General features: G+C 63.5%; 29 protein-coding genes. 10 read left to right on the top strand and 19 right to left on the bottom strand.

The genetic code is table 11. The features are described from left to right. Positions 1 to 130: 130 nt before the first annotated feature. Positions 131 to 1,153 carry a fatty acid desaturase gene (locus NKH98_RS05420; protein WP_352897133.1) on the bottom strand — a complete coding sequence of 341 codons (1,023 nt, stop codon included), beginning with the start codon at positions 1,151 to 1,153 and terminating at the stop codon, positions 131 to 133. 125 nt (positions 1,154 to 1,278) lie between these two features. After that, positions 1,279 to 1,479 (bottom strand): hypothetical protein, encoded by a 201-nt coding sequence (locus tag NKH98_RS05415; RefSeq protein ID WP_352897013.1) that lies wholly within the window; start codon positions 1,477 to 1,479, stop codon positions 1,279 to 1,281. Between the two features lie 238 nt (positions 1,480 to 1,717). Between NKH98_RS05415 and grpE the strand changes: the two genes are divergently transcribed. Continuing rightward, complete coding sequence (gene grpE / locus NKH98_RS05410; RefSeq protein WP_352476397.1) at positions 1,718 to 2,353, top strand: nucleotide exchange factor GrpE; 636 nt, start codon at positions 1,718 to 1,720, stop codon at positions 2,351 to 2,353. Between the two features lie 95 nt (positions 2,354 to 2,448). On the opposite strand, the gene olsB is transcribed toward grpE, so the two are convergent. The 7 genes from olsB to NKH98_RS05375 form a co-directional block, all read right to left on the bottom strand. Further along, positions 2,449 to 3,324, bottom strand: a complete 876-nt coding sequence (gene olsB / locus NKH98_RS05405) for a l-ornithine N(alpha)-acyltransferase (RefSeq protein ID WP_023675251.1) — start codon at positions 3,322 to 3,324, stop codon at positions 2,449 to 2,451. Between the two features lie 149 nt (positions 3,325 to 3,473). Then, positions 3,474 to 5,762 carry a hybrid sensor histidine kinase/response regulator gene (locus NKH98_RS05400; RefSeq protein ID WP_352897011.1) on the bottom strand — a complete coding sequence of 763 codons (2,289 nt, stop codon included), beginning with the start codon at positions 5,760 to 5,762 and terminating at the stop codon, positions 3,474 to 3,476. Between the two features lie 83 nt (positions 5,763 to 5,845). Further along, the gene (gene acuI / locus NKH98_RS05395; RefSeq protein WP_352897009.1) at positions 5,846 to 6,835 is read right to left on the bottom strand and encodes an acrylyl-CoA reductase (NADPH); all 990 of its coding nucleotides are present in this window, start codon (positions 6,833 to 6,835) and stop codon (positions 5,846 to 5,848) included. Positions 6,836 to 6,886: 51 nt separating this feature from the next. Then, complete coding sequence (gene lspA, locus NKH98_RS05390) at positions 6,887 to 7,363, bottom strand: signal peptidase II (RefSeq protein ID WP_352897007.1); 477 nt, start codon at positions 7,361 to 7,363, stop codon at positions 6,887 to 6,889. 26 nt (positions 7,364 to 7,389) lie between these two features. Further along, entirely contained in the window at positions 7,390 to 8,253 is an 864-nt protein-coding gene (locus tag NKH98_RS05385) for a TrmH family RNA methyltransferase (RefSeq protein ID WP_352897005.1), read from the bottom strand. Then, on the bottom strand, positions 8,254 to 9,315 hold the full coding sequence (locus NKH98_RS05380) for an RsmD family RNA methyltransferase (protein WP_352897003.1): 1,062 nt from the start codon (positions 9,313 to 9,315) through the stop codon (positions 8,254 to 8,256). Positions 9,316 to 9,404: 89 nt separating this feature from the next. Then, positions 9,405 to 9,890: an anthrone oxygenase family protein gene (locus NKH98_RS05375; protein ID WP_352897002.1), complete on the bottom strand. Its 486-nt coding sequence runs from the start codon at positions 9,888 to 9,890 to the stop codon at positions 9,405 to 9,407. Positions 9,891 to 10,013: 123 nt separating this feature from the next. Here NKH98_RS05375 and NKH98_RS05370 point away from each other — a divergent pair, with 123 nt between their 5' ends. Both NKH98_RS05370 and NKH98_RS05365 read left to right on the top strand, forming a co-directional pair. Next, complete coding sequence (locus NKH98_RS05370) at positions 10,014 to 10,697, top strand: helix-turn-helix transcriptional regulator (protein ID WP_352468341.1); 684 nt, start codon at positions 10,014 to 10,016, stop codon at positions 10,695 to 10,697. An 88-nt stretch (positions 10,698 to 10,785) separates the two neighbouring features. Beyond that, on the top strand, positions 10,786 to 11,154 hold the full coding sequence (locus tag NKH98_RS05365) for a VOC family protein (protein ID WP_352506606.1): 369 nt from the start codon (positions 10,786 to 10,788) through the stop codon (positions 11,152 to 11,154). A 63-nt stretch (positions 11,155 to 11,217) separates the two neighbouring features. Here NKH98_RS05365 and lhpI read toward each other — a convergent pair whose 3' ends face one another. From lhpI to sppA, 4 genes are all read right to left on the bottom strand, one after another. Beyond that, positions 11,218 to 12,195 (bottom strand): bifunctional Delta(1)-pyrroline-2-carboxylate/Delta(1)-piperideine-2-carboxylate reductase, encoded by a 978-nt coding sequence (lhpI, locus tag NKH98_RS05360; protein ID WP_352897000.1) that lies wholly within the window; start codon positions 12,193 to 12,195, stop codon positions 11,218 to 11,220. A gap of 51 nt (positions 12,196 to 12,246) precedes the next feature. Continuing rightward, entirely contained in the window at positions 12,247 to 12,579 is a 333-nt protein-coding gene (locus NKH98_RS05355) for a LapA family protein (RefSeq protein ID WP_352649557.1), read from the bottom strand. Between the two features lie 47 nt (positions 12,580 to 12,626). Continuing rightward, positions 12,627 to 12,911 (bottom strand): integration host factor subunit beta, encoded by a 285-nt coding sequence (locus NKH98_RS05350; RefSeq protein WP_023675261.1) that lies wholly within the window; start codon positions 12,909 to 12,911, stop codon positions 12,627 to 12,629. 81 nt (positions 12,912 to 12,992) lie between these two features. After that, on the bottom strand, positions 12,993 to 13,949 hold the full coding sequence (sppA, locus tag NKH98_RS05345; protein WP_352737509.1) for a signal peptide peptidase SppA: 957 nt from the start codon (positions 13,947 to 13,949) through the stop codon (positions 12,993 to 12,995). 305 nt (positions 13,950 to 14,254) lie between these two features. Between sppA and lptC the strand changes: the two genes are divergently transcribed. The 6 genes from lptC (at position 14,255) to ptsN (ending at position 19,504) form a co-directional block, all read left to right on the top strand. Next, positions 14,255 to 14,968, top strand: coding sequence for an LPS export ABC transporter periplasmic protein LptC (gene lptC / locus NKH98_RS05340; RefSeq protein WP_352476407.1), 714 nt, complete (start codon positions 14,255 to 14,257; stop codon positions 14,966 to 14,968). Beyond that, complete coding sequence (locus NKH98_RS05335) at positions 14,955 to 15,563, top strand: LptA/OstA family protein (RefSeq protein ID WP_352649559.1); 609 nt, start codon at positions 14,955 to 14,957, stop codon at positions 15,561 to 15,563. The genes lptC and NKH98_RS05335 overlap by 14 nt, the downstream gene beginning before the upstream one ends. Further along, the gene (lptB, locus tag NKH98_RS05330) at positions 15,563 to 16,381 is read left to right on the top strand and encodes an LPS export ABC transporter ATP-binding protein (RefSeq protein WP_023718959.1); all 819 of its coding nucleotides are present in this window, start codon (positions 15,563 to 15,565) and stop codon (positions 16,379 to 16,381) included. Before NKH98_RS05335 ends, lptB begins: the two co-directional genes overlap by 1 nt. Positions 16,382 to 16,578: 197 nt before the next feature. After that, positions 16,579 to 18,105: an RNA polymerase factor sigma-54 gene (gene rpoN, locus NKH98_RS05325; protein WP_352799817.1), complete on the top strand. Its 1,527-nt coding sequence runs from the start codon at positions 16,579 to 16,581 to the stop codon at positions 18,103 to 18,105. A 291-nt stretch (positions 18,106 to 18,396) separates the two neighbouring features. After that, on the top strand, positions 18,397 to 18,981 hold the full coding sequence (hpf, locus tag NKH98_RS05320) for a ribosome hibernation-promoting factor, HPF/YfiA family (RefSeq protein ID WP_023675267.1): 585 nt from the start codon (positions 18,397 to 18,399) through the stop codon (positions 18,979 to 18,981). A 58-nt stretch (positions 18,982 to 19,039) separates the two neighbouring features. Further along, entirely contained in the window at positions 19,040 to 19,504 is a 465-nt protein-coding gene (ptsN, locus tag NKH98_RS05315; protein ID WP_023675268.1) for a PTS IIA-like nitrogen regulatory protein PtsN, read from the top strand. Positions 19,505 to 19,615: 111 nt separating this feature from the next. On the opposite strand, the gene NKH98_RS05310 is transcribed toward ptsN, so the two are convergent. After that, on the bottom strand, positions 19,616 to 19,873 hold the full coding sequence (locus NKH98_RS05310) for a BQ00720 family protein (protein ID WP_023675269.1): 258 nt from the start codon (positions 19,871 to 19,873) through the stop codon (positions 19,616 to 19,618). Positions 19,874 to 19,936: 63 nt separating this feature from the next. Further along, positions 19,937 to 20,362, bottom strand: coding sequence for an Hsp20 family protein (locus NKH98_RS05305; protein ID WP_023675270.1), 426 nt, complete (start codon positions 20,360 to 20,362; stop codon positions 19,937 to 19,939). A gap of 144 nt (positions 20,363 to 20,506) precedes the next feature. Here NKH98_RS05305 and NKH98_RS05300 point away from each other — a divergent pair, with 144 nt between their 5' ends. Continuing rightward, positions 20,507 to 21,448, top strand: coding sequence for a nucleoside hydrolase (locus tag NKH98_RS05300; protein WP_352476409.1), 942 nt, complete (start codon positions 20,507 to 20,509; stop codon positions 21,446 to 21,448). Positions 21,449 to 21,573: 125 nt separating this feature from the next. Here NKH98_RS05300 and NKH98_RS05295 read toward each other — a convergent pair whose 3' ends face one another. The 4 genes from NKH98_RS05295 to NKH98_RS05280 all read right to left on the bottom strand — a co-directional run bounded on the left by NKH98_RS05295 (position 21,574) and on the right by NKH98_RS05280 (position 25,663). Next, on the bottom strand, positions 21,574 to 22,188 hold the full coding sequence (locus NKH98_RS05295) for a LysE family translocator (protein ID WP_352476410.1): 615 nt from the start codon (positions 22,186 to 22,188) through the stop codon (positions 21,574 to 21,576). A gap of 103 nt (positions 22,189 to 22,291) precedes the next feature. Further along, the gene (locus tag NKH98_RS05290) at positions 22,292 to 23,752 is read right to left on the bottom strand and encodes an amidase (RefSeq protein ID WP_352802183.1); all 1,461 of its coding nucleotides are present in this window, start codon (positions 23,750 to 23,752) and stop codon (positions 22,292 to 22,294) included. Between the two features lie 6 nt (positions 23,753 to 23,758). Beyond that, on the bottom strand, positions 23,759 to 24,667 hold the full coding sequence (locus NKH98_RS05285) for a ribokinase (protein WP_352476412.1): 909 nt from the start codon (positions 24,665 to 24,667) through the stop codon (positions 23,759 to 23,761). Between the two features lie 102 nt (positions 24,668 to 24,769). Then, complete coding sequence (locus NKH98_RS05280) at positions 24,770 to 25,663, bottom strand: methylated-DNA--[protein]-cysteine S-methyltransferase (RefSeq protein WP_254816823.1); 894 nt, start codon at positions 25,661 to 25,663, stop codon at positions 24,770 to 24,772. Positions 25,664 to 25,674 lie beyond the last annotated feature (11 nt).

Below are 25,674 nucleotides of genomic sequence, written 5' to 3'. Positions count from 1 at the left end.
CCGCACCCCTAACGCATGTCGCGCAAAAGTGTGTTCAGCGGTTTTGCGATAACGGCATGCATAAACAAGAACCTAAAGCGCGTCGCATGAGGCCGGTCGAGCGCGACGCGCTTTAGGTGCGGCGGTGCGCCTACACGGGGATCCGCGCTTCGCGGAACGATACCAGCTTGCTGCGGCTCTCGTCCCACAGCGCCAGCTTGACGCAGCGCAGGCTGTCGAGGAGTGTGACGCGGCCGATCTCACGCAGCTCCGGATAGTCCCTCAGCACTTCCGGAAGCCGGTAGCACGGCACCTTGGCCGAGAGGTGGTGCACGTGGTGGACGCCGATATTGCCGGTGATCCAGTTCAGCACCGGCGGCAGGTCGTAATAGGACGAACCGTGCAGGGCAGCGTGCTGGAATTCCCACTCTGAGTCCTTTGTCCACTCCGTCTCCTCGAACTGATGCTGGACATAGAACAGCCAGATGCCGGCCGATCCGGCGAGGATGACGATCGGCAGATGCACGACCAGGAACGCGCCGGGGCCAACGAACCAGATGAGCAGAGCGGCGATGACCGCGACGGCGAGGTTGGTGGACATCGACGACACCCAGGGTGTGAGGCCGCCCCGCATCATGCCCAAGGGCAGTCTCTGCTCGAACATGAAAATCCATATCGGGCCAAGGCCGAACATCACCAGCGGATGGCGATAGAGGCGATAGGCGAGCCGGCCTCGCCACGACAGTTGCCGATATTCAGCGACGGTCAGTGTCTTGATGTCGCCGGTGCCGCGCTCGTCGAGATTGCCGGCGCTGGCGTGATGGGTTGCGTGGGCGCGGCGCCAGCAATCGTAGGGCGTCAGCGTTAGCACGCCAAGCACACGGCCGATCCAGTCGTCGGCATAGCGATTGGCAAAGAAGGAGCCGTGACCGCAATCGTGCTGGATCATGAAGATCCGCACCAGAAAGCCGGCGGCCGGAAGGATGAGGACCAGACCCCACCAATGGCCATAGGCATAGGCGGCCGAGGACAGTGCCCACAGCGTGGCGAAGGGAATAAGGGTGATGGCGAGTTCGACGGCGCTGCGACGCCTGTCGGGCTTTTTATAGCGCGACAGGATTTTCAACCAGGCGCGCTTGCTGTTTGCCACAGCTTCGGGGGAAATCATGTTCATCATGAAACATAGGCGGAGCAGGGCGCTGCCGCAAGACGAAGATCACGCAAAGTTACTGCGGGTAAATGTCGCGCGATGCGACGAATTCCGGCCACAGTCGCCGGGCGCGTCGCCGGCAACGGCACCTATCGACGGCGTCCGCCTCCGACCATGTTGGTTTCGATGCCATCCAGGCGGTCGAGCAATTTCTTCAGACGGTCGGGAATATCCGTCTCCGTGCGGAATGCCGGCAGGGTGCGCAGGAAGCGCTTGGTGGTCTCATTGCCGAGCTGGCGCCGGATATCGAGGGCGAGCCCATCGCGCTTTTCGCCATTGGTGCGGGACATCTTCCAAAATCCTGTGTCGGCTTCGAAACTCTTCCAGGAGAGAAATGGTTCCCGCATTGTAGTAGCCTGGCAAGCAAAGCCGTCCGGTATGGTAAAGTTTGAATTAAACTCGAAAGGTTGCGCTGTCCGCCATCAAGCCGCGACAGCGGCTGCAGTAGCGCTTGCCCCTTGATTTTTGGCCGCTAAACCTCGATATCGGGCGCAAATCCACACCATTCGAAAATGACGGGAAACGGCGATGAGCGACCAGGCAAAAGACGAACGCGCGCCCGATGAAGCCGAGAAGACCGAGGCTGCCGCGGAGCCAAGGGAAAGCGGCGTCGACAGCGACTATGAAGCGCTTGTGCGGCTTCTGAAGGAAAACGAAGAGCTGAAGGATCGCGCGCTGCGCGTCGCGGCCGACATGGAGAATTTGCGCCGCCGCACCGCCCGCGACGTCCACGATGCGCGTGCCTATGCGGTTGCCAACTTTGCCCGCGACATGCTTTCAGTGTCAGACAATCTGCGCCGTGCTCTGGATGCCATCCCGGAGGAGGCCAAGGCTTCGGGCGATGCCGGTTTCAAGGCGCTGATCGACGGCGTCGAGATCACCGAGCGCGCCATGCTGTCGGCGCTGGAACGTCACGGCGTGAAGAAGCTTGAGCCTGAGGGCGAGAAATTCGATCCGAATTTCCACCAGGCGATGTTCGAGGTGCCCAATCCCGACGTACCGGCCAACACGGTCGTGCAGGTCGTGCAGCCCGGCTATTCGATCGGCGAGCGTGTGCTGCGGCCGGCCATGGTCGGCGTCGCCAAGGGCGGCCCCAAGCATGTGGCGAGCGAAGCGCCGGTGGAGCCGGGGCCGGTGAATGAGCAAGCTGAGAAGGATGCGTAGGTTAGGGGAGTAGGGGATCAGGGATTAACGCTACGTCGGATAAAGTAGAGCAATTGCCTACTCCGGCCGTTACCTTCTCTCCCCTACTGCCCTACTCAGGCAGCAAACCGCTGCGCTTCTCCGCCATAATAATTGACGTAGCGGGCACCGATCTCCTTGACCGGCATCACCACGAACACGTCGACCGTCGAGAATTCACGGTCGATGACGCAGCCGTCGCCGATGCGCGCGCCGACGCGCAGATAGCCCTTGACCAGCGGCGGCATCGCGGCGATCGCCGCCTTGGTGTTGACGGCCTCGATCGGCATCAGGTCCATGGAACAATAGCGCCCGGCGACGGCGCGCACGTCCCAGGATGAATTCGTCCGGCAGTGGTGGGCAAGATAGGTCAGCGCCTCCGCATGTGCCGCCGGCACGGTGCCGTGGAACGACGCGCATCCGGTCATCACGCCGATGCCGTAATGGTTGATATAGGCCCAGATGCCTTGCCACAGCGCCTCGATGGTGCGCTTCGAGCGGTATTCCGGCAGAACACAGGAGCGGCCGAGCTCGAGGAAACGCTGGCCGGGATGCCGCGCGATCAGCTTGGTCAGCTCGAATTCGCCTTCGGAATAGAAGCCGCCGGCCGCCGCGGCAATCTCCTGCCGCAGCAGGCGGTAGGTGCCGACGATGCGGCGATGCTCGGGGCCGGAAAGCGAAGTATCGAACACAAGCAGATGATCGCAGAGGGGATCGAAGCGATCGGCATCGCGGCGGTCCTGCATCTGGAACAGGTCCTTCCTGGCACCAAGCTCGTCGTAGAACACCCGGTAGCGCACTTCCTGCGCGGCAGCGATCTCGGCCTCGTTGCGGGCGAGCCGCACTTCGAGATTGCCGATGCGGCCGAGCGATGCGCCTTTTATGACGGCATCGGCGTTCCGGCCGACGAGCAAAGGCCCGCTGGCGTTCGGCCGAGCATCACATTCCGGCATGACTGTATGCACGAGTGATTCTCCTTCGAGCCATCCCTCTTGGCACGGGGATACGGTGTAGGTGCAACAGGATTGTGACAGTACCGTGATACGGCTCTGCGGGCAATACTTCGTCGGCTGGGTAATCTATCAACCGTCTATGTTGTGCCTCAGGCGGCCACTTGCCCCTCGACGGCATGAACCAGGGCATCGGGGTCGAGCGGCTTGGTGACGAAGCCGCTGGCACCGTGAGCGAGCACGGCATGGCGGGTCTTTTCCTGGCTGTCGGCCGACAGCACCATGATCGGCACCGGCGGCACCGCGGTCTCCTCCTCATGGCGGCGGATGGCGGCGATGGCGTCCAGGCCGTCCATGACAGGCATGTGCAAGTCCATCAGCACCACGTCGTAGCGGTGCTTGTGGCCGGTGCTGATGACCGCCTCGACCGCGGCCTTGCCGTTGCCGACCACTTTCACGCGATGCCCGGCCTTCAGCAGCGTGGCGCGGGCCAGCATGGCATTGATGTCGTTGTCCTCGGCGATCAGCACCGACAGGCCCTGCTGGCGGGCGCCAATGGCATGCCCGGCCTGCGCGCCGCGCCTTTGCAGTTGCGGCTCGGCGATGACCGGTGCATGGCTGGTCAAAAGCACGCGCAGCAGTGTCTCGCCGCGCACCGGCCTCGCCAGGAAGGTGGCGTAACCATTGGCACGGAACTCGCCAAGCATGCCGCGGTCGGTCGGCGCGATCAGCGTCACTGCCTCGCACTCGGCAAATCCGCTCTGGCGCAGGCGCCTGAGCAGCCTGCCGTCGCTTTGCTCCATGGCAGCATCGATCAGCAGCACGTCACAGCCCTCGGCGAAAGCGGTGGCCTGGGCGGCGGCGGTGGCCAGATCGACCGTGCCGCCATTGGCGCGAATGGTGCGGGCGATGGCTTCGGCCTCGACCGGGTTCTTCGACACGATCACCGCATGCCGGCCCGACAGCGGGTTCTCGCGGATCTGCGGCGCCTCGACGGCGGAAATAGCGGGAATCTCGAAGACGAATTCAGATCCCTGGCCAAGGCGGCTCGAAACAGAGATGGTGCCGCCCATGGCGGTCACCAGGCGCTTGGAAATGGCAAGACCGAGGCCGGCACCGCCATGCGCACGGGTCGAGGTGCCGTCAGCCTGTTCAAAGTCCTCGAAGATGCGCTCCATGTCCTCCTCGCGCAGACCGGGGCCGGTGTCGGTGATGGTGAAGCGGATGCGGTCGGTGGTTTCGGTGCGGACGCGGGCGATGCTTGCCAGGACACCGCCGCTGTCGGTGAACTTGACGGCGTTGCCGATGAGGTTGAGCAGCACCTGCCTGACCCTGCCGGGGTCGGCGGTGATCAACTGCGGCACGTCGGGTTCGACATGACAGCCGAGGCCGATATCCTTGGCAAAAGCGCGCGCCGCCAAAAGCTCGACGACATTGTCGGCGATCTCACGCACCGACATCGGCTGCGGTTCGGGATCGAAGCGGCCTGCCTCGATCTTGGAGTAGTCGAGCAGGTCCTCGATCAGCGCCAGCAGCGCGCTGGCCGAGGTCGAGATGGCGCCGACATAGGTCCGCTGCTCGGGTGAAAGGCTGGTGTCGGCGAGAAGCCGGGCCATGCCCATGATGCCGTTCATCGGCGTGCGGATCTCGTGGCTGACGGTGGCGAGGAAGCGTGATTTGGCCTGGCTCGCATATTCGGCCCGCTCGCGGGCGGTGATCAGCGAGGATTCGGCGCGCTTGCGGGCGGTGATGTCGCGGGCGATGGCGCGATGCGAAACGGCGCCGCTGTCCTTGTCGCGCACCGACAGCTCGATCCAAGAGAACCAGCGTGGACCGTCCGGCGTGCGAATGGCGACGTCGGTGGAACTCAGGCACTCATGGTCGGAAAAGGCGGCGTCGGGGACGATGCCGACATCGATGCCTAATTCGGCCAGGGTCTTGCCGGCCAGCTCGCGCTGGTCGGTTTCGACAAGGTCGGCGAAAACCTTGTTGGCGTAGACAATGTGGCCGTCGCGGTCGCGGTGGACGACGAGATCGCCCAGTGCATCGATCAGACCGCGAAAGCGCTCCTCGCTCTCCTGCATCTCCCACATGCGGTCGGCCAGCGTCTCGATTTCAGCGCGGCTGCGGGCGGTGGTCGCATCGAGCAGGGCCACTGCGCGGCGCTCGGTGCGCCTGTTGCGCAGATGCATGGCGAGCCCGGCCATGGCTGTCGCCAAAAGGCCGATGGTGATGAAGATCGGCGCTCCGGTCAAATGCGACAGGCCCGCCAGCACGACAATGGCGACCAGCGTCAGGAAGGACAGGCGTTCGCGGTTGGCGTCGGGTAATTCCGGCGCCAGCGGTGGCGCGGCGACAAGCTGCCGTCCTGGCGCCTCGGGGGCCGTCCCGTCGGCCCGTTCGGCTGGTTCCGCCGCTCTGATGCCGGGTTCCGCAATCATACGGAACTCCTGCCAGACAGAGCTTATCGAAGGTTGTGATTGATCGTTCGAATTTTAGCGGTCGCGCTCTTTTTCCCCGGGGCTCACATGTCCACCACCACACGGCCGCGGATCTTGCCCTCGACGATGTCATGCGCGGCGCCGATGATGCCGTCGAAGCCGATGCTCGTCGACAGACTGGCAAGCTTTGCGTGATCGAGATCGGTGCCGATGCGGCGCCAGGCCTCGAGGCGGACCGCCTTGGGTGCCATCACCGAATCGATGCCGAGCAGCGAGACACCGCGCAGGATGAAGGGGGCGACGCTGGCCGGCAGGTCCATGCCGCCGGCGAGGCCGCAAGCGGCGACGGTGCCGCCATAGGAGGTCATCGACAGAACGTTGGCCAGCGTGTGGCTGCCGACGGCATCGACGCCGCCGGCCCAGCGTTCCTTGGCGAGCGGTTTTGCCGGCTGGGCAAGCTCGTCGCGTGAAATCACTTCCGCGGCGCCGAGGTCGATCAGATAGGGGCTTTCGGCAGCGCGGCCGGTTGAGGCGATGACATGATAGCCGAGGCTGGACAGGATCGAGATCGCGACCGAGCCGACGCCACCAACAGCGCCGGTCACCACCACCGGGCCGCGATCGGGCACGATGCCGTGGCGCTCCAGCGCGATGACGCAAAGCATGGCGGTGTAGCCGGCGGTGCCGATCGCCATCGCATCATGCGGGCTCATTCCGTCCGGCAGCGGCACCAGCCAGTCGCCCTTGACGCGGGCGCGCCCTGCAAAGGCGCCGAAATGCGTCTCGCCGACGCCCCAGCCGTTCAATATGACCTTGTCACCCTTGCGCCAGTCAGGATTGGAGGACAAGATGACGGTGCCGGCGAAATCGATGCCCGGCACCAGCGGCCAGCGGCGGATTACCGGCGCCTTGCCGGTAATCGCAAGGCCGTCCTTGTAGTTCACCGTCGTCGCCTCGACCGCGACGGTGACGTCGCCCTCCATCAGGTCTGCCTCTGTAAGCTCGGTCACCGCGACCGACTGGTTTTTCTCGGCGTCGCGCGAAACGAGGATGGCTTTGAAGGTTTCGGGCATGTTTTCTCCTCGGGCTTGCAGATCAGAATGTGCGGCGCCAGGCGAGTGAGGTCAATCGCTCGACATTCCGCGCCGCCAACCAATGAGCTCATCGAAGACGACCAGCACGGCACCAACGGAAATGAAGGCGTCGGCGAGGTTGAAGACGGCGAAGGACCAGACCGGCGTATGGAACAGGATATAGTCGATGACATGGCCGTAGATTGCGCGATCGATCAGGTTGCCGAGCGCGCCGCCAACGATCAGTGCGAAGCCGATGCGGGCAAGCAGGTGGCCGGGCGGCGTGCGGGCCGCAAGATAGAGCACGAAAGCGACCACCAGAACGGCGACGACCACCAGGCCGGTGTCGCCGAAGGACGAAAACAGCGAGAACGCGATGCCGGTGTTGTAGGTGCGGTACAGCGCCAGGAACGGCAGCAGGTCGAGCCGTTCCTGAAAGGCAAGGCCGGTTTCGACCAGGTATTTCAGCCACTGGTCGAGCGCAATCGCGGCGACGACCAGAAGAGCATACGGCCTCCAGGACTTCATGGTTTGCGGTTTCACGGTTTGAGATGTCACGATCTGGCGTCCTCCGGGCCGAGCTTCAGCGCGTCGCGCCGGATCTCGAACAGCATGACGCCGGTGGCCACCGCAAGGTTGAGCGAATCGGCGCGGCCGGCCTGTGGTATCCGCAGCAGCTTGTCGCAGCTTGCGGCAAGCTGGTCAGGCAGGCCTTGCTGCTCATTGCCCATCACCAAAAGCACCGGGCCTTTTGAAAAATCGACCGAGCGGTAGTCGACCGCACCCTTGAGATGGGTGCCGGCGACGAGGCCGGGGAAGTTCTTTCGCCAGGCGAGAAAAGCCTCGTGCGGCGCCTTGGCGACGGGCACGCCGAAGATCGAGCCCATTGTGGCGCGCACCGTCTCGACCGAAAAGGGATCGGTGGTCTCGCCGACCAGGATGACGCCCCTGGCGCCGACAGCGTCGACCGTGCGGATGACGGTGCCGAGATTGCCGGGGTCGCGGACGCGGTCGAGTGCTACCCAGACATCGCCGTCCTGGACGCGGATGTCCTTCAGCGACAGCAATTTCTGCGAGAACACGCCGACGACCATTTGCGGATTGTCACGGCGGGTGATGGCGACCAGCACCTTTTCCGAGACTTCAAGGACGGTGCCGCCGGCGGCGACCGTGCGCGCCGCGACCTTTTCGACTGCCGCGTTGCCACGTCCGGCCTTGGCGAAGACCAATGTCCTGATCGACCAGCCGAGATCGAGCGCGTCGATGACCAGCTTCAGGCCTTCGGCCATGAAGGCATTCTGCTGGTCACGGAATTTCTTAAGCGCGAGCGCCTTGATGTCCTTGATCAGCGGGTTGGCGAGGCTAGTGACTTCCTTCACCTGCCCTGGCGCGCCTGCGTGCCGTTCGTACGCACTCATTCAGGCCACCCAGCGCGAGAACAGCGAGGTCGAAAGCGCCCGACCGGCAGATTTCTCGCGGATGATCAATTCGCCCGACTCGACCGTGCCGCCCATGCCGGCGAAGGTGTCGCGCATCAGGGCATGGATCGCGAAAAAAGAGGCGCGGATCGAATAGGCGGTCAGTACCACGGCGAGCGGCTTCGGCGTCAGGATCGCGCGGCAGATATCGGTCAGCGTCGGCAGGTCCTCGAACAACTGCCACACCTCGCCTTTCGGTCCGCGGCCATAGGCGGGCGGGTCGAACAGGATGATGTCGTAGCGGCTGCCGCGGCGCTTCTCGCGTTCGGCGAATTTCACGGCATCGTCGACGATCCAGCGGATCGGCTTTTGCGACAGCCCAGCCATCTCCTGGTTTTCGCGTGCCCAGCCGATCGCCTTCTTGGAAGCATCGACATGGGTGACCTCGGCGCCGGCATGCGCCGCCACCAGGGAGGCAAGGCCGGTGTAACCGAACAGGTTCAGCACCTTCACCGGCCGTTTTGCCGCCGCGATCAGTCCGGCCATGTGGTCCCAGTGCGAGGCCTGCTCGGGAAAGACGCCGACATGGCGAAACGAAGTGAAGCGGCCGAGATACTCGATGCCGTCATGCTTCATCGGCCAGGTCTCGCCGAGCGGCGTCTTGGGGAAGCGCCAGCGGCCGATGCCTTCCTCGTCGGTATCGCCGGTGAAAATGGCGTCGGCGCGTTCCCAGTCCCTGGCCGCCAAAGCCTTTTGCCAGATCGCCTGGCCCTCCGGCCGAACGATGCGGTAGGGGCCGTATTGCTCGAGTTTTTCTCCGGCGCCACTGTCTAGCAGCGCGTAGTCCTGATTGGGGCCGACTTCGAGGATCAGCGGCAAATGTTCGGCAGGCAGCGCGCCATCGCGGCGCGAGAGCATGCGCGGCGCGGCTTTTGGCTCGGACCGGTCTTGCGGTTTAGGCTCCGGACCGGCGGTTGGGCTGGCGTCGCGCCGCCGGACATGCTCCGCCCCGCCTTTTGCGGGCGGTCGGCTGTCGCGGCGTCTGTCGCGAAAAGGTTTCAAGAAGGCGCATCTCCGGACGGCGGCTTGGCCGCTTCTGCCACAGCACATTGACCGGCGCAACAAAAGGGCTGCCGACGTGCGCAACCGGATCAGCCGCGCCTGATCGACAGCAGGCCGATTGCGAGCGCTATGAAACCAAGGGCCTTGAAGCCGGTGACGACCATATGGCCGGTTTCCCAGCGGCTCCGGATGGTTTCGAAATTGCCTGGGATCGGTCCAGGTACCCAAGTGGCCAGGACATCGTTTGCCGGTTTGACCAGCGCAAACCACGCCCCAAGCGCTAGCAGGTAGAGCACGGTGGCGGCCAAGACCCACCAGAATGCCGGACGATCGCTGCGCAGCATCCAGGCGAGGAGGCCCGGACAGACGATTGCCGCCAGGTCCAGCGGTGCGCCGATAATCGCGAAGAATTGGAACTGAGCGTTAAAGACAGTGGTTTCACGCCAGAGCGAAGGCGGCCATCTGGTCAGCCGCGGCACCGATTCCAGCACATGGGCGAAAGACGGCCCAAGGCTGAGCGCCGCGACGATGGCGGTCAAAACCGACCAGAACAACAGAAAACCGCGTATATCCATAATGGCCAGACAACGGCGTCAGGGCGCAGACGTTCCGGTCGGCGATCGTCTTGCTTGCCGTCGAAAGGGCAGGCGCACTATCGTCCATTCAAATTGGACATCCATCAAACCGGGTTGCGATCCATGTCCCGCGCCGAACGCCTGCTCGACCTGATCCAGATCCTGCGCCGGCATCGCCGGCCGGTCAGCGGCCGCAGCCTCGCGGGCGAAATGGGTGTGTCGATCCGCACGCTCTATCGCGATATCGCCACGCTGCAGGGCCAGGGTGCGCCGATCGAGGGTGAGGCTGGGCTGGGTTACGTGCTCAGGCCAGGTTTCATGCTGCCGCCCTTGATGTTCACCGATGAGGAGATCGAGGCGATCGTTCTCGGTTCGCGCTGGGTGGCCAAGCAGCCGGACTGGCGGCTTGCGAACGCCGCCACCGACGCGCTGGCCAAGATCGCGGCGGTGCTGCCGGACGATTTGCGCGAGGAACTCGATGCCTCGACGCTGCTGGTCGGGTCGCGCACCGAGGTCACAGAAGGCATCGATCTCGGCGTGGTGCGGCAGGCAATCCGCGAGGAGCGCAAGCTGAGCTTTGTCTATCGCGACGCCGGCGGCGCTGCCTCCGAGCGCACCGTCTGGCCGTTCGCACTCGGCTTCTTCGACAAGGTGCGCGTAGTCGCGGCCTGGTGCGAGATGCGCCAGGATTTCAGGCACTTTCGCGCCGATCGGATATCCGGCCTCAACGCCACCGAGATGCGCTATCCGCGCCGCCGTCAGGTGCTGCTCAAAGAATGGCGGGCGACGCTCGACACGCCAAGCTAAGGCTGCTGCTCAGTTGAGACTGCTGCCAGAATCTGGCAGTGGCATACGCTATGCTCTCCTCCAGTCGAAACCATCTGGAGAGCAATTCATGACACCGCCCAATTTCGTCATCCTCTATGTCGACAAGCCTGAGCAAAGCGGCGCCTTCTATAGCGCGCTGCTTGGGCGGCAACCGGTCGAGACCTCGCCGACCTTCGTGCTGTTCGTGCTCGACAACGGCTTCAAGCTCGGCCTCTGGTCGCGTCACACCGTTGAGCCGGCCGCTGCGGCAGCGGGCGGCGGCGCCGAGATCGTCTTTGCGCTGGACACGCCGGGTGCCGTCGACGCCACCCATGCCGAGTGGGCCGGCCGCGGGCTGAAAATTCTGCAGACGCCGACCGACATGGATTTCGGCCGCACCTTCGTCGCGCTTGATCCCGACAGCCACCGGCTGCGGGTTTATTGGCAAAGGGAGTAGGGCAGTAGGGCAGTACGTGACAGGAAACATAGCTGGCGCGGCGCCGCACGATCAGTGCGGTTCCTACTCCCCTACTCCCCTTTCGTTTGCCCGATACACGGCAATGCCGGCGGCGAGGTCCTCGAGGGCTGCGCCGACCGACTTGAACAGCGTGATCTCGTCGTCGTTCTGCCGGCCTTTTTTCTGGCCGCGCGCCAGTTCATAGAGGTCGGCGATGATGGCTTCCGGCTTCAGAACGCCGGAGGCCAGCGGCTGGACGATATCGCCGGCTTCCTTGGTGGCGCCGGCGCGGGTGTCGACATAGACGCGGGCGCGTGCAATCGCGTCGTCGTCGCTTTCGCGCATCGCCGGCGTGAAGCCGCCGACGAGATCGACATGGGTGCCGGACTTCAAGAGTGCGCCCTTGATCAGTGGCATGGTGGTGATGGTCGCCGACGATACGATATCGGCCTTTCCGAGTTCGGCGTCGAGATCGCCTGCTGCTTCGGCCGCAAAACCCTCGGCACGCAATTTTGCCGCGACCTTTTCGGCATTCGCCGACGTGCGGTTCCAGATGCGGATGTTCGTGATCGGACGCACCGCCGAATGCGCCTTTGCAAGGAATGGCGACAGCGCGCCGGCGCCGACCACCAGCAGCCGTGATGCATCCTCGCGGGCCAGATAAGAGGCAGCCAGCGCCGACGCACAGGCCGTGCGCCACTGTGTCAGCCTCTGGCCATCGATCAAGGCCTGAGGCTCGCCGGTAGCGCCGTCGAGCAACAGGTAAAGCCCCATGACCGCGGGCTTGCCAACGGCATTGTTGTCAGGCGACACGGTGACGATCTTGACGCCGATATGGCCATCGGCCGAGGTGCCGGCTGCGTTGAAGTCGGTCCAGGCCGGCATCAAAAGCAGCGTCGAGGCGGCGCCATCGGGCCGCTCGACCGTGTGATGGTGCCTGACCGGCTGCACGGCGCCATCGCGAAAGGCGGCGCGTAACGTCTCGACCAGCCCGGAAAAGGTCAGCGCGCGGTCGACCTCGGCGGCGGAAATGGTCAGCATGAAAGGCTCCGTGGAGACTAGGCCGGTTGTGCCTCAGGCCCGAGCCGCGGCTCAGTTCGTCGGCTTCGGCAAGACTGGGCTCTGCGACGCGGTGGGCGCGCGGCTGACCGCCTGGCGCAGGTTCTCGGCCTCGGCGCCGCGCTGGCGCGCCAGCTTGCGGTAGCGGCCCTGCTTGATCCAGGTCGCCAGGCTGCCGACGATCATGCCGATAGCCAGCGCCAGGAACAGGAAAATGAAGAGCGGCACGGTCAGCGTCAGCGCCGGATTGCCGGGATTGAACGGATCGAGTGTGAAGGCTACCGGTTCGCGGTTCGCGACGGCCAGCGCAATCAGGATGACGGCCAGCGGCACGAAAACCACGATGAGAATGAAGCGATTGAACATGTTTTTCCGTTCGGAAGAAAAGGCAGGAGCGGTGGCGGGTGCCGCGCCTATTTGCCTCCGTTCAGCCTTTCACGCAATTCCTTGCCGGTCTTGAAGAATGGTACCCATTTCTCCTCAACCTCCACGGATTCGCCGGTGCGCGGGTTGCGGCCGGTGCGGGCAGGGCGGTTTTTCACCGAAAACGCGCCGAAGCCGCGCAACTCGACCCGGTTGCCCTCGGCAAGCGCGTCGGTGATTTCATCGAAGATAGCGCTGACAATGTTTTCGACGTCGCGCAGGAAAAGATGCGGATTACGCGTGGCGATGATCTGAACAAGTTCGGATTTGATCATGAAAAGGCTCCCCGTGAAAGCAGTGCCGCCGAAATTATCAGAATGATTTTATTTGGTTTTTCACTCGTCCCAAGCGGTTCCTCAAGGGTGCCAGACGGAAACGAGACCGTCAAGAAACAAGCGGTCCGCTCCAATTTCGTGAAGGACGTCGCCGCCATGGCCCGGCAGGCCAAGCGCAGCGCCGACGGTCTGCGCCATCGCCTTGGAGAACAGGAACCCACCGCGTTTTTCCGTGTCCTTCCATTCCACCACCTTGAGCTTGGCGTCGACACCCTTGCCTGCAAGCCAGTCGATCGCTTCGGCTTCACCGCCGACCGCGTCGATCAATCTGTTGGCGACCGCCTGCCGGCCGGTGAAGATCGACCCGTCTGCGAGCGCCAGCGCCTCTGGCTTGGTCATATTGCGGCGCTCGGCGACGATGCCGACGAACCAGTCGTAGCTGTCGAGGATGAGCTTGCGGACCATGGCGCGCTCGTCGTCATTGGTCGGCTTGAAGGGAGAAGGCGAGGCCTTCAAGGGCGAGGATTTCACCTCCTCCAGCTTGACGCCGAGCTTGTCCATGAGGCCGCTGACGTCCGGGTACTGGATCAGCACGCCGATCGAGCCGACGATCGAGGATTTGCGTGCGACAATATGGTCGGCCGCAGTGGCGATCATGTAGCCCGCCGAAGCCGCGAGCGTGCCGACCTCGGCCACCACCGGCTTGTCGGCGGCGAGCTTGCGCACTGCCTCATAGATCGACTCGCCACCGACGGTAGTGCCGCCGGGTGAATCGATCGACAGGATCACAGCCTTGACGCGCGGCGACTGACGGATGGCCTCCAGCCGCTTGATCAGTTCTTCGTCTTCGGTGATGGTACCTTCGATCTTGACCTTGGCGATGTGGTCGACAGCCGCGCTGGTGAAGTCGTCACCATAGATCCACGCCGAAAAGGCGATCAGCCCGGCTGCGGCGACGATAATCGCCGCGATACGCCAGAATGTCAGCTTGCGGCGCAAGCGGCGGCGGTCGATCAGGTCGTCGGCTCTCAATGCCATGGTCAGCCTCGTAGTCGGTGGGAGCAGATGCTTTTAAAGCAACCATTCGCGCCCGGCTACCGTTTCCTGACGGCCTTGCGCCAAAGGCCTTAGGCATTCGCGGCAAGCCTCAATCTGTTACGTTCCACAGGCTCTAACACTGTGCGCCCATATCTGGTATGAGGTACAGGCTGCGCTGGGGCCATTTTCGTTGTACAGGGGCGGCTGTCACATTTTTGCGGTTTTCCTCGGCTTGTGCTTGCTTGAGGGCGCCGGCATCCCACCTATAGGGCGGCCTGGCGGGCAGGGGTTTAGAAGAAGCAGTCATGTTAGCGGGACCAATCGAACCGACCAACACCGAGACGGAGTTGGCTCCCAAGGCCGCAGGCCGGGCGCGGGTCGACGCGTTTGACATTGCGCAGCGTCATTCGCGCCGGGTCCGGATCCTCAAGCTGGCCGTACCGCTGGTCGCTGCCGTGATCGCGGTCGCGTTTCCGGTCTATTCCTATCTCATGGCACCCGCTGCAATCGAGGTGCAGGCCGACGGCGGCGCCTTTGCCGATGGCAAGCTGGTGATGGCCAATCCCAAGCTCAACGGCTTCACCAAGCAGAACCTGCCCTATTCGATGACAGCCCTGCGCGCCATACAGGATGTCAGCAAACAGGGCATCATCGATCTGGAAGGTATCAAGGCCAAGCTGCCGATTGCGGCCGACAACACCGCCGCCATCGGTGCTGCGCACGGCACCTACGATCGCGACGGCAACACGTTCAGCCTGACCAGCGACGTGACCGTGTCGACCACGGATGGCGTGGTGGCAAAATTCAAATCAGTCTATCTCGACATGGCCGAAGGCACTATGAAGACAAGCGAACCCGTCGATGTCAGCCGCGGCGGGTCGCGGATCAGGGCGGATTCGATGTCGGTCCAGGACAATGGCAAGGTCCTGATTTTCGAGAACAAGGTGCGCGTCGACATCGATCCCGCCAGTTTGAAGGCGGCCGAGGCAAAGAGCGGAGAAACCAATGCGGTTCAGTAGTTCGGCACGGCGCCTCGCCGCGATCTCGGCGTTAACGCTTGGGTTGCCCTTGGGGCTGACCTTCGGGCCAGCGCCGTCGCTGGCGCAATCCAGTGCCACCAGCCAAATGTCCGGCCTCAGGCTGTCGGGCGACAAGCCTATCCAGATCGAAAGCGACAAGCTCGAGGTGCGCCAGGCGGAAAGCGTCGCCGTCTTCACCGGCAACGTCAACGTCGTCCAGGGTCCAACCGTGCTCAAGGCCGGCAAAATGACGGTCTATTACGTCAGGGATGCAGGCGCCGCCAAAGGTGCCCAGCCCGCGGGTGCCGCGGCAATGACCGGATCCGCTAACATCGACCATCTCGAGGTCGACGATAAGGTCTACATCAAATCGGACGATCAGGTTGCCACCGGCGACCGCGGCACCTTCGACATGAAGACCGAAGTGCTGGTGCTTTCGGGCAGCAAGGTCGTGCTCTCGCAAGGCGACAACGTGCTTGTCGGCTGCAAGCTTACCGTGCAGATGAAGAGCGGCCTTGCCCAGGTCGACGCTTGCGGCGGCCGCGTCATGATGTCGATCACGCCACCGGCGAAGTCTGGAGCAGCGAAACCCTGATGACCGGCATATCGTCGCTGCTGGCGCGTCTTCCAGGGCGCGCCGCCAGCAAACTTGCGGCACCGGCCAGGGTCACCGTCGAAGCGGCAAAGTTCAAGGGAACCTTGATCGCCAAAGGGCTGACCAAAAGCTACAAGGGCCGCAAAGTCGTCAGCGGCGTGACGCTGGGCGTGCGCGCCGGCGAGGCGGTTGGGCTGCTCGGCCCCAACGGCGCCGGCAAGACGACCTGTTTCTACATGGTGACCGGCCTAGTGCCGGTCGATGAAGGCACCATCGAAATCGACGGTTTCGACGTCACGTCGATGCCGATGTATCGCCGCGCCCGTCTCGGCATCGGCTACCTGCCGCAGGAAGCGTCGATTTTTCGCGGCCTGAATGTCGAGCAAAACATCCGGGCCGTGCTCGAAGTGGTCGAAAAGAGCCGCAAGGAGCGTGAGCGGCTGCTCGACGAATTGCTCGAGGAATTCCACATCAGCCATCTGCGCAAGGCTCCGTCGCTGTCGCTCTCCGGTGGTGAGCGGCGACGCCTCGAAATTGCCCGTGCGTTGGCAACCCGCCCTGCCTACATGCTGCTCGACGAGCCGTTCGCCGGCATCGATCCGATCGCCGTCGCCGACATCCAGCAGCTCGTGCGCCACTTGACGGCACGTGGAATCGGCGTGCTGATCACCGACCACAATGTCCGCGAGACACTTGGCCTGATCGACCGCGCCTACATCATCCATGCCGGTCAGGTGCTGACCCATGGCCGGGCCGACGAGATAGTCGCAAATGCCGATGTGCGGCGGCTTTACCTCGGCGAGGGATTTACGCTCTAAGTGCGAAATTCCGGTTCGAGCGGGATTTCCGGCGTAGTCCAGCAGCTTTTTCTTCAATTTTCTGCCTGAAAACGTGTCGGCAGGCGAGTTTTACCGCTCCTCGCCTTGACAAGCAAAAGCCGGGCCAGTTTCTATGCTGGCCTGGAAAATTCCTTCCAGCAGTGCGGGTGCGTAGACGGAGCGTTTGAAACCGAACCATGGCGTTGGCGGCAAAACTACAGCTACGACAGTCGCAGTCGCTGGTGATGACGCCGCAGCTGATGCAGTCGATCCGCCTGCTGCAGTTCACCCATCTCGAGCTGGAACGCTTCATCGACGACGAGATCGAACGCAATCCCCTGCTGGAACGTGCCGAACCGCAGGAGGACGCCGCCAGCGACCAGGCGCAGAAGGGCGACGCTGCACCGGAACCGGCTGCCGACGGCGACTGGTTCGAAGCGGAGACGGCGTGGAGCGCCGAGGCGATCTCGGAAAAGCTCGATACATCGCTGGAAAACCTGTTTCCCGATGATCCTGGTACGAGCGAGCGGCTCGGGCCCGACCTGACGGCGCAATGGAAATCGGCGTCCGGCAACGGTTCCACCTCTTCCTCCGACGGCTTTGACGTCGCGGACATGGCGGCGGCTGCCATCACGCTGCGCGACCATGTCGGCGAGCAGGTAGCGCTGGCCTTTGCCGATCCGGCGGCCCGCCTGATCGCCAGCGAGCTTGCCGATGGCCTCGACGAGGCCGGCTACATGCGTGCCGACATGGCCGAGATCGCGGCCCGCCTCGGCACGAACGCTACGGCGGTGGCAAGGGTCCTGGCGGTCTGCCAGACATTCGAGCCCGCCGGCATCTTCGCCCGCGACCTCGCCGAATGCCTGTTGCTGCAGCTTGCCGTGCGCGACCGGCTCGATCCGGCGATGAAGGCGCTGATCGCCAATCTCGAACTCCTGGCACGGCGCGATTTCCAGACGCTGAAGCGGATTTGCGGCGTCGACGAGGAGGATCTGCTCGACATGCTGGCCGAGATCCGGGCGCTCGACCCGCGGCCGGGAATGGCGTTTTCGCGCGGTGCCAGCGACGCAATCGTGGCCGACGTCGAGGTGCGCGCAGCCAATGACGGCAGCTGGACGGTCGAGCTCAATGCCGAGACGCTGCCGCGCGTGCTGGTCGATCACATCTATTTCGCCCAGGTCACGCCACATGCGAAAAACCAGGCGGAAAAGGATTTTCTCGCCGAATGCCTGCAGAACGCCAACTGGCTGACGCGCAGCCTCGACCAGCGGGCGAAGACCATTCTCAAGGTGGCCTCCGAGATCGTGCGCCAGCAGGACGCTTTTCTCGTCCATGGCGTGCGGCACCTGAAGCCGCTCAACCTTCGCACAGTGGCGGACGCCATCGGCATGCACGAATCAACGGTCAGCCGGGTCACGGCAAACAAATACATGCTGACGCCGCGCGGTGTGTTCGAACTGCGCTATTTCTTCACCGCCTCGATCGCTTCGTCAGGTGGCGGCGATGCGCATTCGTCGGAAGCGGTGCGCGACCGCATAAAGCAGCTGATCGACGAGGAGAAAGCCGTCGATGTGCTTTCCGACGATGCCATCGTCGACATGCTGCGGGAAAGCGGCGTCGACATTGCCAGACGCACGGTGGCCAAATACCGGGAAGGCATGAACATACCCTCTTCGGTGCAGCGACGGCGCGAAAAACGCGCTTTGGCCAGCGCCGGCCGTTGAGCTCCGACGGAATTTCCACAGCTTTCGCAGTTCATTGACAAGCGGCAACGAAGTGGCTAGAAGCCCGCCCGCATGAGACGGGCTAGCGAGTGGATTTGAGTTCGCCGATGCCCGCACGAGAGATGGTCCGTCACGACGTAGGCCACGGGACGGCCAAGAAGGCGGCTTGTGATCAACCGGAAAGTTCGGATCTAAAATCGGCGCAAGTGACGCCGCAAAAGCTTGTGCGCGCGGACCACGAGTATAAACTCGGGACAGTTTGAAGCCTGAGCAAGGAAGGTCAGTTTTCAGATGACACTGCGCATATCGGGAAAACACATGGATATCGGCGATGCGTTCCGTACGCGCATCAACGACCGTGTCGGGGAAGTGATCGGGAAATATTTCGATCGGGGCTTTTCAGGGCAAATCGTAGTCGTCAAATCGGGGTCGCGCTACACGGCCGATTGCATGATCCGGCTGGACTCCGGTGCTTCGCTGCAGGCGACCGGCGATGCCCAGGATCCAACGCTTGCCTTCGATACCGCGGCAGATCGTCTGGAAACGCGCCTCAGGCGCTACAAGCGCCGGCTGAAGTCGCACAATTCAGGCAATAGCAACGGCGAGCTCACCGACGTCGCCTATACGGTGATGGCGCCGCTAGCCGACGACGAGGAGGACATACCGGAGAATTTCGCGCCGGCCATCGTCGCCGAATCGACCATGACGCTGCGGACCATGTCGGTGGCGTCGGCGGTGATCGAACTCGACACCAAGGACAGCCCGGTCCTGGTCTTCCGCAATGCCGGAAACGACCATCTCAATATCGTCTATCGCCGGCCGGACGGGAATATCGGCTGGATCGACCCGTCCACGGCCAAGGTCGCGCAGGGGTAAAAACCAGCCGCACGCGAGCGTGGGACTGGCGACGGCAGGCGAACAAGGGATTTCAAGCATGGATCTGAGCGATCTCGTCAGCGTTCCGGCAATCATGCCGGCGTTGAAGGCGAACTCCAAAAAGCAGCTGCTGCAATTGCTGTCCGAACGGGCGGCGGCGATTTCCGGCATTCCGGAGCGAGAGGTGTTCGACACCATCCTGCAACGCGAGCGGCTCGGCTCGACCGGCGTCGGCAACGGCATCGCCATTCCGCACGGCAAGCTGGCCGGGGTGAAGCGGATCGCCGGCGTCTTTGCCCGGCTGGAGACACCGGTGGACTTCGAGGCCCTCGATGATCAGCCGGTCGACCTGGTGTTTCTGCTTTTGGCTCCCGAAGGTGCCGGCGCCGACCACCTCAAGGCGCTGTCGCGCATCGCGCGGGTGCTGCGCGATGCCGACACGGTTGCCAAGATCAGAGGCACGCGCGACGCCGTGGCCATCCACGCGCTGCTGTCGGACACGCAGGCCTCGCACGCCGCCTGAGGTTTTGATTAAATCCCTTGAAGGGCCGCCGTGTGCGGCCCTGTCCGTTTCCAACCAGATCGCTGCGCCATATGTGTCAGTTGATGGCGCCGTTGTCAGTGGATAACGACGTTAGTGGATAGCGACCGGGGTCAGATCGTTTTCCAGCGCGCCAGCCAGTGCCCGGTCGCGAGCGTCCGAAAGCAGGATCGGCTGGCCATTGGCGGCAAACAGGGCCCACAGTTCCAGACCCGGCGCGATTTCGCCGAGGCCCGGGAAACGGCCGCGCAGATCGTCGCTCGACACTTTCCTGAGATAGGCTACCGAACCTTCGCCGAGATGGGCGAACTCGCCGCTGGTCATGATGATATTTTCGTTAGTTCTGGTCATTTCAAGCCTCCTTGCCGCGAGACGCCGCTCAAGGCCATCCCGCATGAGAGCTATCGGCAAAAATCAGTCTTTCACCGATATGTTTATTTTTCGTACCAGCCGTTCGGACTCCGGCCGATCGAGATCGATCGACAGAAGGCCGTTCTTCAATTCCGCCGCAATCACCCGCATGCCGTCGGCCAGCACGAAACAGCGCTGGAACTGGCGCGCGGCGATGCCGCGGTGGAGAAATTCGCGCTCGGTGTCGTCGTTCTGACGGCCGCGCACGACCAACTGGTTCTCCTCCGTTGTGACATCGAGATCGCTTTCCGCGAAACCGGCGACGGCGAGCGTGATACGCAGCCTTTCGGTTTTGCCGTCGGCACCGCTGAGGCGCTCGATGTTGTAGGGAGGATAGCTGTCACCGGACTTTGCCAAGCGCTCCAGCGTCTTTTCCATGGAATCGAAACCGAGGAGAAGCGGGCTGGAAAAAGGCGTCATTCGGCTCATGTTACAGTGTCCTCTCAAGAGCGACATAAAGTGGAAAAACCCGGATGGCATTTTTCCCTATGGTCTTGATATGGTCCGCCGCCCGGCAGACTTCAAGCCGTCACACGTCCCGCCCAAAAAGACTTGCCAAAACAAGGAATTGAAATGCCCCAATCCCGCAGGATCATCATCGACACTGACCCCGGCCAGGACGATGCCGTCGCCATATTGCTGGCGCTCGGCAGCACCGAGCTGGAGATCGTCGGCATCACCGCGGTGGCCGGCAACGTGCCGCTGAAACTTACCGAAAAAAACGCCCGCAAGATCTGCGAACTGGCCGGCCGGACGGACGTCAAGGTCTATGCAGGCGCCATCCGGCCACTGGCGCGCGAACTCGTCACCGCCGAGGAAGTGCATGGCAAGACCGGCCTCAACGGACCGCAACTGCCCGAACCAAAGATGAAGCTGCAGGACGAGTATGCGGTCGATTTCATCGTCGAGACGCTGATGAGGGAGGAGAGCGGCACGATCACGCTGTGCGCGCTCGGGCCGCTCACCAATGTTGCGCTGGCGCTGATCCGCGAGCCCAAGATCGCACCGCGCATCAAGGAGATCGTGCTGATGGGTGGCGGCTTCTTCGAGGGCGGCAATGTCACGCCGACCGCCGAATTCAACATCTATGTCGACCCGCACGCCGCCGATGTCGTGTTCAAATCCGGCATTCCGATCGTCATGATGCCGCTGGACGTCACCCACAAGGCGCTGACCACCGCCAAGCGCACGAAGGCCTTCCGCAAGCTCGGCACCCGGGTCGGCACGGCCACCGCGGACATGCTGGAATTCTTCGAACGTTTCGACGAGGAAAAATACGGCACCGACGGCGGCCCGCTACACGATCCTTGCGTCATCGCCTACCTGTTGAAGCCGAAGTTGTTCAAGGGCCGCAACTGCAATGTCACTGTGGAAACCGCATCAGAACTTACCATGGGCATGACCGTGATCGACTGGTGGGGCGTGACCAAGCGGCCGAAGAACGCCATGGTGATGCGTGACATCGACCACGATGCGTTTTTCGAGCTGTTGCTGGAAAGGCTGGGGCGGCTTTAAGGGCCGTCTTTCATCCCCCCTTGATGGGTTGGGCGGAGTGCCGTCATTGCCAAGCTGGAACACCCCTCATCCAACCGAGCTTCGCTCGGCCACCTTCTCCACAAGGGGAGAAGGGAAAGGTGCCGTTACTTCGCCTTGGAAAATGCCAGCCACAGGCCGCCGCCGACCAGGAAGCTGCCGCTGATCCGCGACAGCAGCTTGACGCGGCCGGCCGACAGCAGGCGCCCGGCGCGGCCGGCGGCCAGCGCGTAGGTCGAATCCGACACTGCGGCGAAGATCATGGCGGTGAGACCCATGACGCCGATCTGTAACGCGTAATTGCCTTCAGGCGCGATGAACTGCGGAAAGAAGGCGCCGAAGAACACCAGCGTCTTTGGATTGCTGATTGCTACCAGCAGGCCTTGCAGGAAAAAGCCACCGCGCGGTTTTTTTGCCGATCCATCGGCGTTCAGCTTGCCTTTCGAGCGGAACATCTGCACGCCCATCCAGATCAGGTAGGCAGCGCCAATCAGCCTGACCCACTCGAACCAATGTCCCATGCCGGCGATCAGCGAAGTCAATCCGATGCCGACAATGGCAATCATGATGGCCAGCCCGGCCTGGGTGCCGGCGACATTGGCGAGCCCGGCGCGCGAGCCGTGGCGTATGCTGTTGGCAATGATCAGCGTCACCGTCGGGCCCGGCACCAGGACGATGACGATGCAGGCGACGACATAGGTGGCGTAGAGTTCCAGCGACATTTTTCCCTCCGCAGAATGCCGCTCGTGCGGCGTGCTGTCGCGATCAATGCATGGCGATGAGTTGCGTGCAAGTCGGCGAAGCGCCGACAATGCGGAGCTGATTTCAGCAGGCGCCGGCCTGCCATGGCAGCGTTGCCTCATAGGCGGCAGCCGCCCTCAGCACGGAGGGGTCACCGCGCGGCCGCCCGATCAATTGCATGCCCATTGGCCTGCCCCTGGAGTCGAAGCCCGCCGGCACATTGATCGCCGGGCAGCCGCCCAGCGTGGCGAGCGCTGAGACCTGCATCCAGCGGTGATAGCTGTCCATGGCACGCCCGGCCACTTCCCTTGGCCAGAGGGTGGCGACGTCGAAGGGAAAGACCTGTGCGGCTGGCAGCGCAATCAGGTCGAAACGCTCGAAGAGCGACAGCAGCATTCGATGCCAGGACGAGCGCCTCACAGTTGCCGCATGGATTTGCGGCGCGGTGAGGCGAAGCGCATGTTCCACCTCCCACACGGCCTCCGGCTTCAGCAGACTGCGTTTCAAGGGATCATCGTAGTGCACCTTGAGCGCACAACCGCTGCTCGCCTGCCGAAGCGTTACAAAGGCCTGCCACAGCGCTTCGAAGTCGAATTCCGGCATCAGCGGCTCGGCCTCGAAGGACACATCCGCGAACCGGCCGAGTGCTGCCTCGCAAAGCTGTAGAATGCCTGCTTCGACCGGCAGATGACCGTCGAGATCGCCGAGCCAGGCGATACGCCCTCCGGCCGCCGGCGTTTCCACCCCTTGGAGAAACGAGCCTGGCTTATCATGCGACAGCGGCGCGCGAGGATGATAGCCGGCCTGCACGTCGAGCAGCAGCGCCATGTCGCGCACGTTACGCCCCATCGGCCCTTCGACGCCCATTTGCGCATGAAACACATCAAGGTCAGGGCCAGCCGGCACCAATCCCTGCGACGGGCGGAACCCATAGACATTGTTGTAGGCAGCGGGATTGCGAAGCGAGCCGCCAAAATCGCTGCCATCGGCAACGGGAACCATGTCGAGCGCCAGCGCGACCGCCGCACCGCCGCTCGAGCCGCCGGCGGTCAGCGCCGGGTCGAATGCGTTGAGCGTCTGTCCGAACACGGTGTTGTAGGTGTTGGAGCCGAGCCCGAATTCGGGAACGTTGGTCTTGCCGATGATGATCGCGCCGGCCTTGCGGACGCGCTCGACGAAGAAATCGTCTTCCTCAGGCACGAAATCGGCGAAGATCGGCGAGCCGAAGGTGGTTCTCAGGCCTTTTGTCAGCGCAAGATCCTTAATCGCGATCGGCAGGCCGAACAGCGATCCGGTATCTCCTCCTCGCGCCAGATGGGCGTCAGCGCTGTCGGCCTCGCGCAGGATGTCGGCATGTTCGCGCAATGAAACGATAGCGTTGACCAGCGGGTTCACCGCCTCGATCCTGTCGAGGAATGCCGCGATCACTTCGCGTACCGAAAGTTGCCGGCGTCTGATCTTCTCGGCAAGCTCCACGGCAGACAGGCGGCAGATGTCGCCGGCGGGCGGCACCGCATGCTTCGTGGTCGGGCGCACGGCTGTCATCCCGCTTTAGCCTGCGGATTTCTGCAGGGCGGCATCGACGTCCCTGGCCAGCGGGATGGCCGGCTGTGCGCCGGCTTTAAGGCAGGCCAGAGAACCGGCTGCGGCAGCGCGGGCAAGCGCCTGGTCGAGCGGCAGGCCGGCTGCCAGCCCGGCTGCAAAATAGCCGCAGAACGTGTCGCCGGCGCCGACCGTGTCGAGCGGGGTGATCTTCAGCGCCGGAACCATCAGAAGATCGTCCGGCGTTGCCGCCAGAACGCCGTCCGGGCCAAGCGTGACGACGATGGTGCGGCCGGTTCTCGAGGCATAGTCGCGCATCCGCGCCGGGCGGTCGCGGCCACTCAACGACAGCGCCTCGCCATAGAGGTCGAACTCGGTTTCGTTGGCGACGAGATAGTCGGCCTTGCCGAGGAAGCCGGCAGCGTCGCTGTGGAAAGGTGCGGTGTTGAGCACTGTGATCGCGCCGGCCGTCCTTGCCGCGTCGAGTGCTGCCTCGACGGTCTGCAGCGGGATCTCCAGCTGCAGCAGCACGACGTCGCCGTTTTTCAGGAAGGCCTTGGAAAGGTCACCCGGCACGACCGAATCATTGGCGCCCGGCACGACAGCGATCACGTTCTCGCCGTCGGCGCCGACCATGATCAGCGCAGTACCGGTAGAGGCAAAGGTCTCGCCGACGCCGGACAGGTCGATCTTGCTGTCGCGCAGCAGCGCCAGAGCCTCGCCGGCGAAGCTGTCCTTGCCGACTGCGCCGACCATGCGCACCTTGGCCCCGGCGCGGGCGGCGGCCAGCGCCTGGTTGGCGCCCTTGCCGCCGGGGGCAGTAGCGAAACCGGAGCCGCGCACCGTCTCGCCGGGACCGGGCAAGCGGTCGACACTGGCGATGAGGTCGAGATTGATGGAGCCGATGACGACGATCAAGAAGTGCCTCCCGCTAACGCATGCGGGAAGCTACTCCGTAAGATCGCTGCTTGTCACCCCAGCGGTCCTTACATCGCTCCTATCGTTCCATTCTTTGGCTATTCACGAAGAGACCTGTCCCGCCTCCCAGCCGAGGATGGCGCGTTTGCGGGTCAGGCCCCAATGGTAGCCGGTGAGCGCACCGGACTTGCCGAGAGCCCGGTGGCACGGGACGACGAAGGACATCGGATTGGCGCCGACCGCGGCACCGACAGCCCGGCTGGCGCTCGGTGCGCCGATGCGCGCGGCGATCGAGGAATAGGTGCAGGCCTGGCCCATCGGAATACGCAGCAAGGCTTCCCAGACGCGGACCTGGAAGTCGGTGCCGATCATGACGACGCGGAGCGGCTGGTCGGCGCGCCACAGCGTCGGATCGAAAATGCGCGCGGCATAGGGCGCCGTTGCAGCCATGTCCTCGACATAGCTAGCGTTCGGCCAGCGGCTGGACATGTCGGCAAAGGCCGCACGCTCGCCGCCCGGGTCGTTGAAGGCGAGGCCGGCGAGGCCGCGGTCGGTCACCATGATCAGGGCGATGCCGAAAGGCGAGATATGGTAGCCGTAGCGGATGGTGAGCCCGGCGCCGCGCGTCTTGTAATCGCCCGGCGACATCGCTTCGTGGGTGACGAACAGATCGTGCAGCCGGCCTGGACCGGACATGCCGAGCTCGAACGAGGTTTCAAGCAGCGGCATGCCGGCATCGAGCAGCTTGCGCGCATGATCGAGGGTAACGGCCTGCAGAAAAGCCTTGGGCGACAAGCCGGCCCAGCGGGTGAACAGCTTCTGCAGCCCGGTCGGCGTCTCGCCGACCTCCTCGGCCAGCACTTCCAGCGAAGGCTGGTCGCGATAGTCGAGGCTGATCTTTTCGATGGCACGACGGACGATTTCGTAGTCACCGCCTTCAGGGGTGATGTCTTTCTGAAGGATTGCTGTCGTTTTGAGAGGCATTTGGGCGTTCATGGCAGTATCTC

This window comes from Mesorhizobium sp. M0833 (assembly GCF_040319905.1).
Taxonomy (GTDB): Bacteria; Pseudomonadota; Alphaproteobacteria; order Rhizobiales; family Rhizobiaceae; genus Mesorhizobium.
This window is presented reverse-complemented; position numbering and strand designations above follow the sequence as displayed.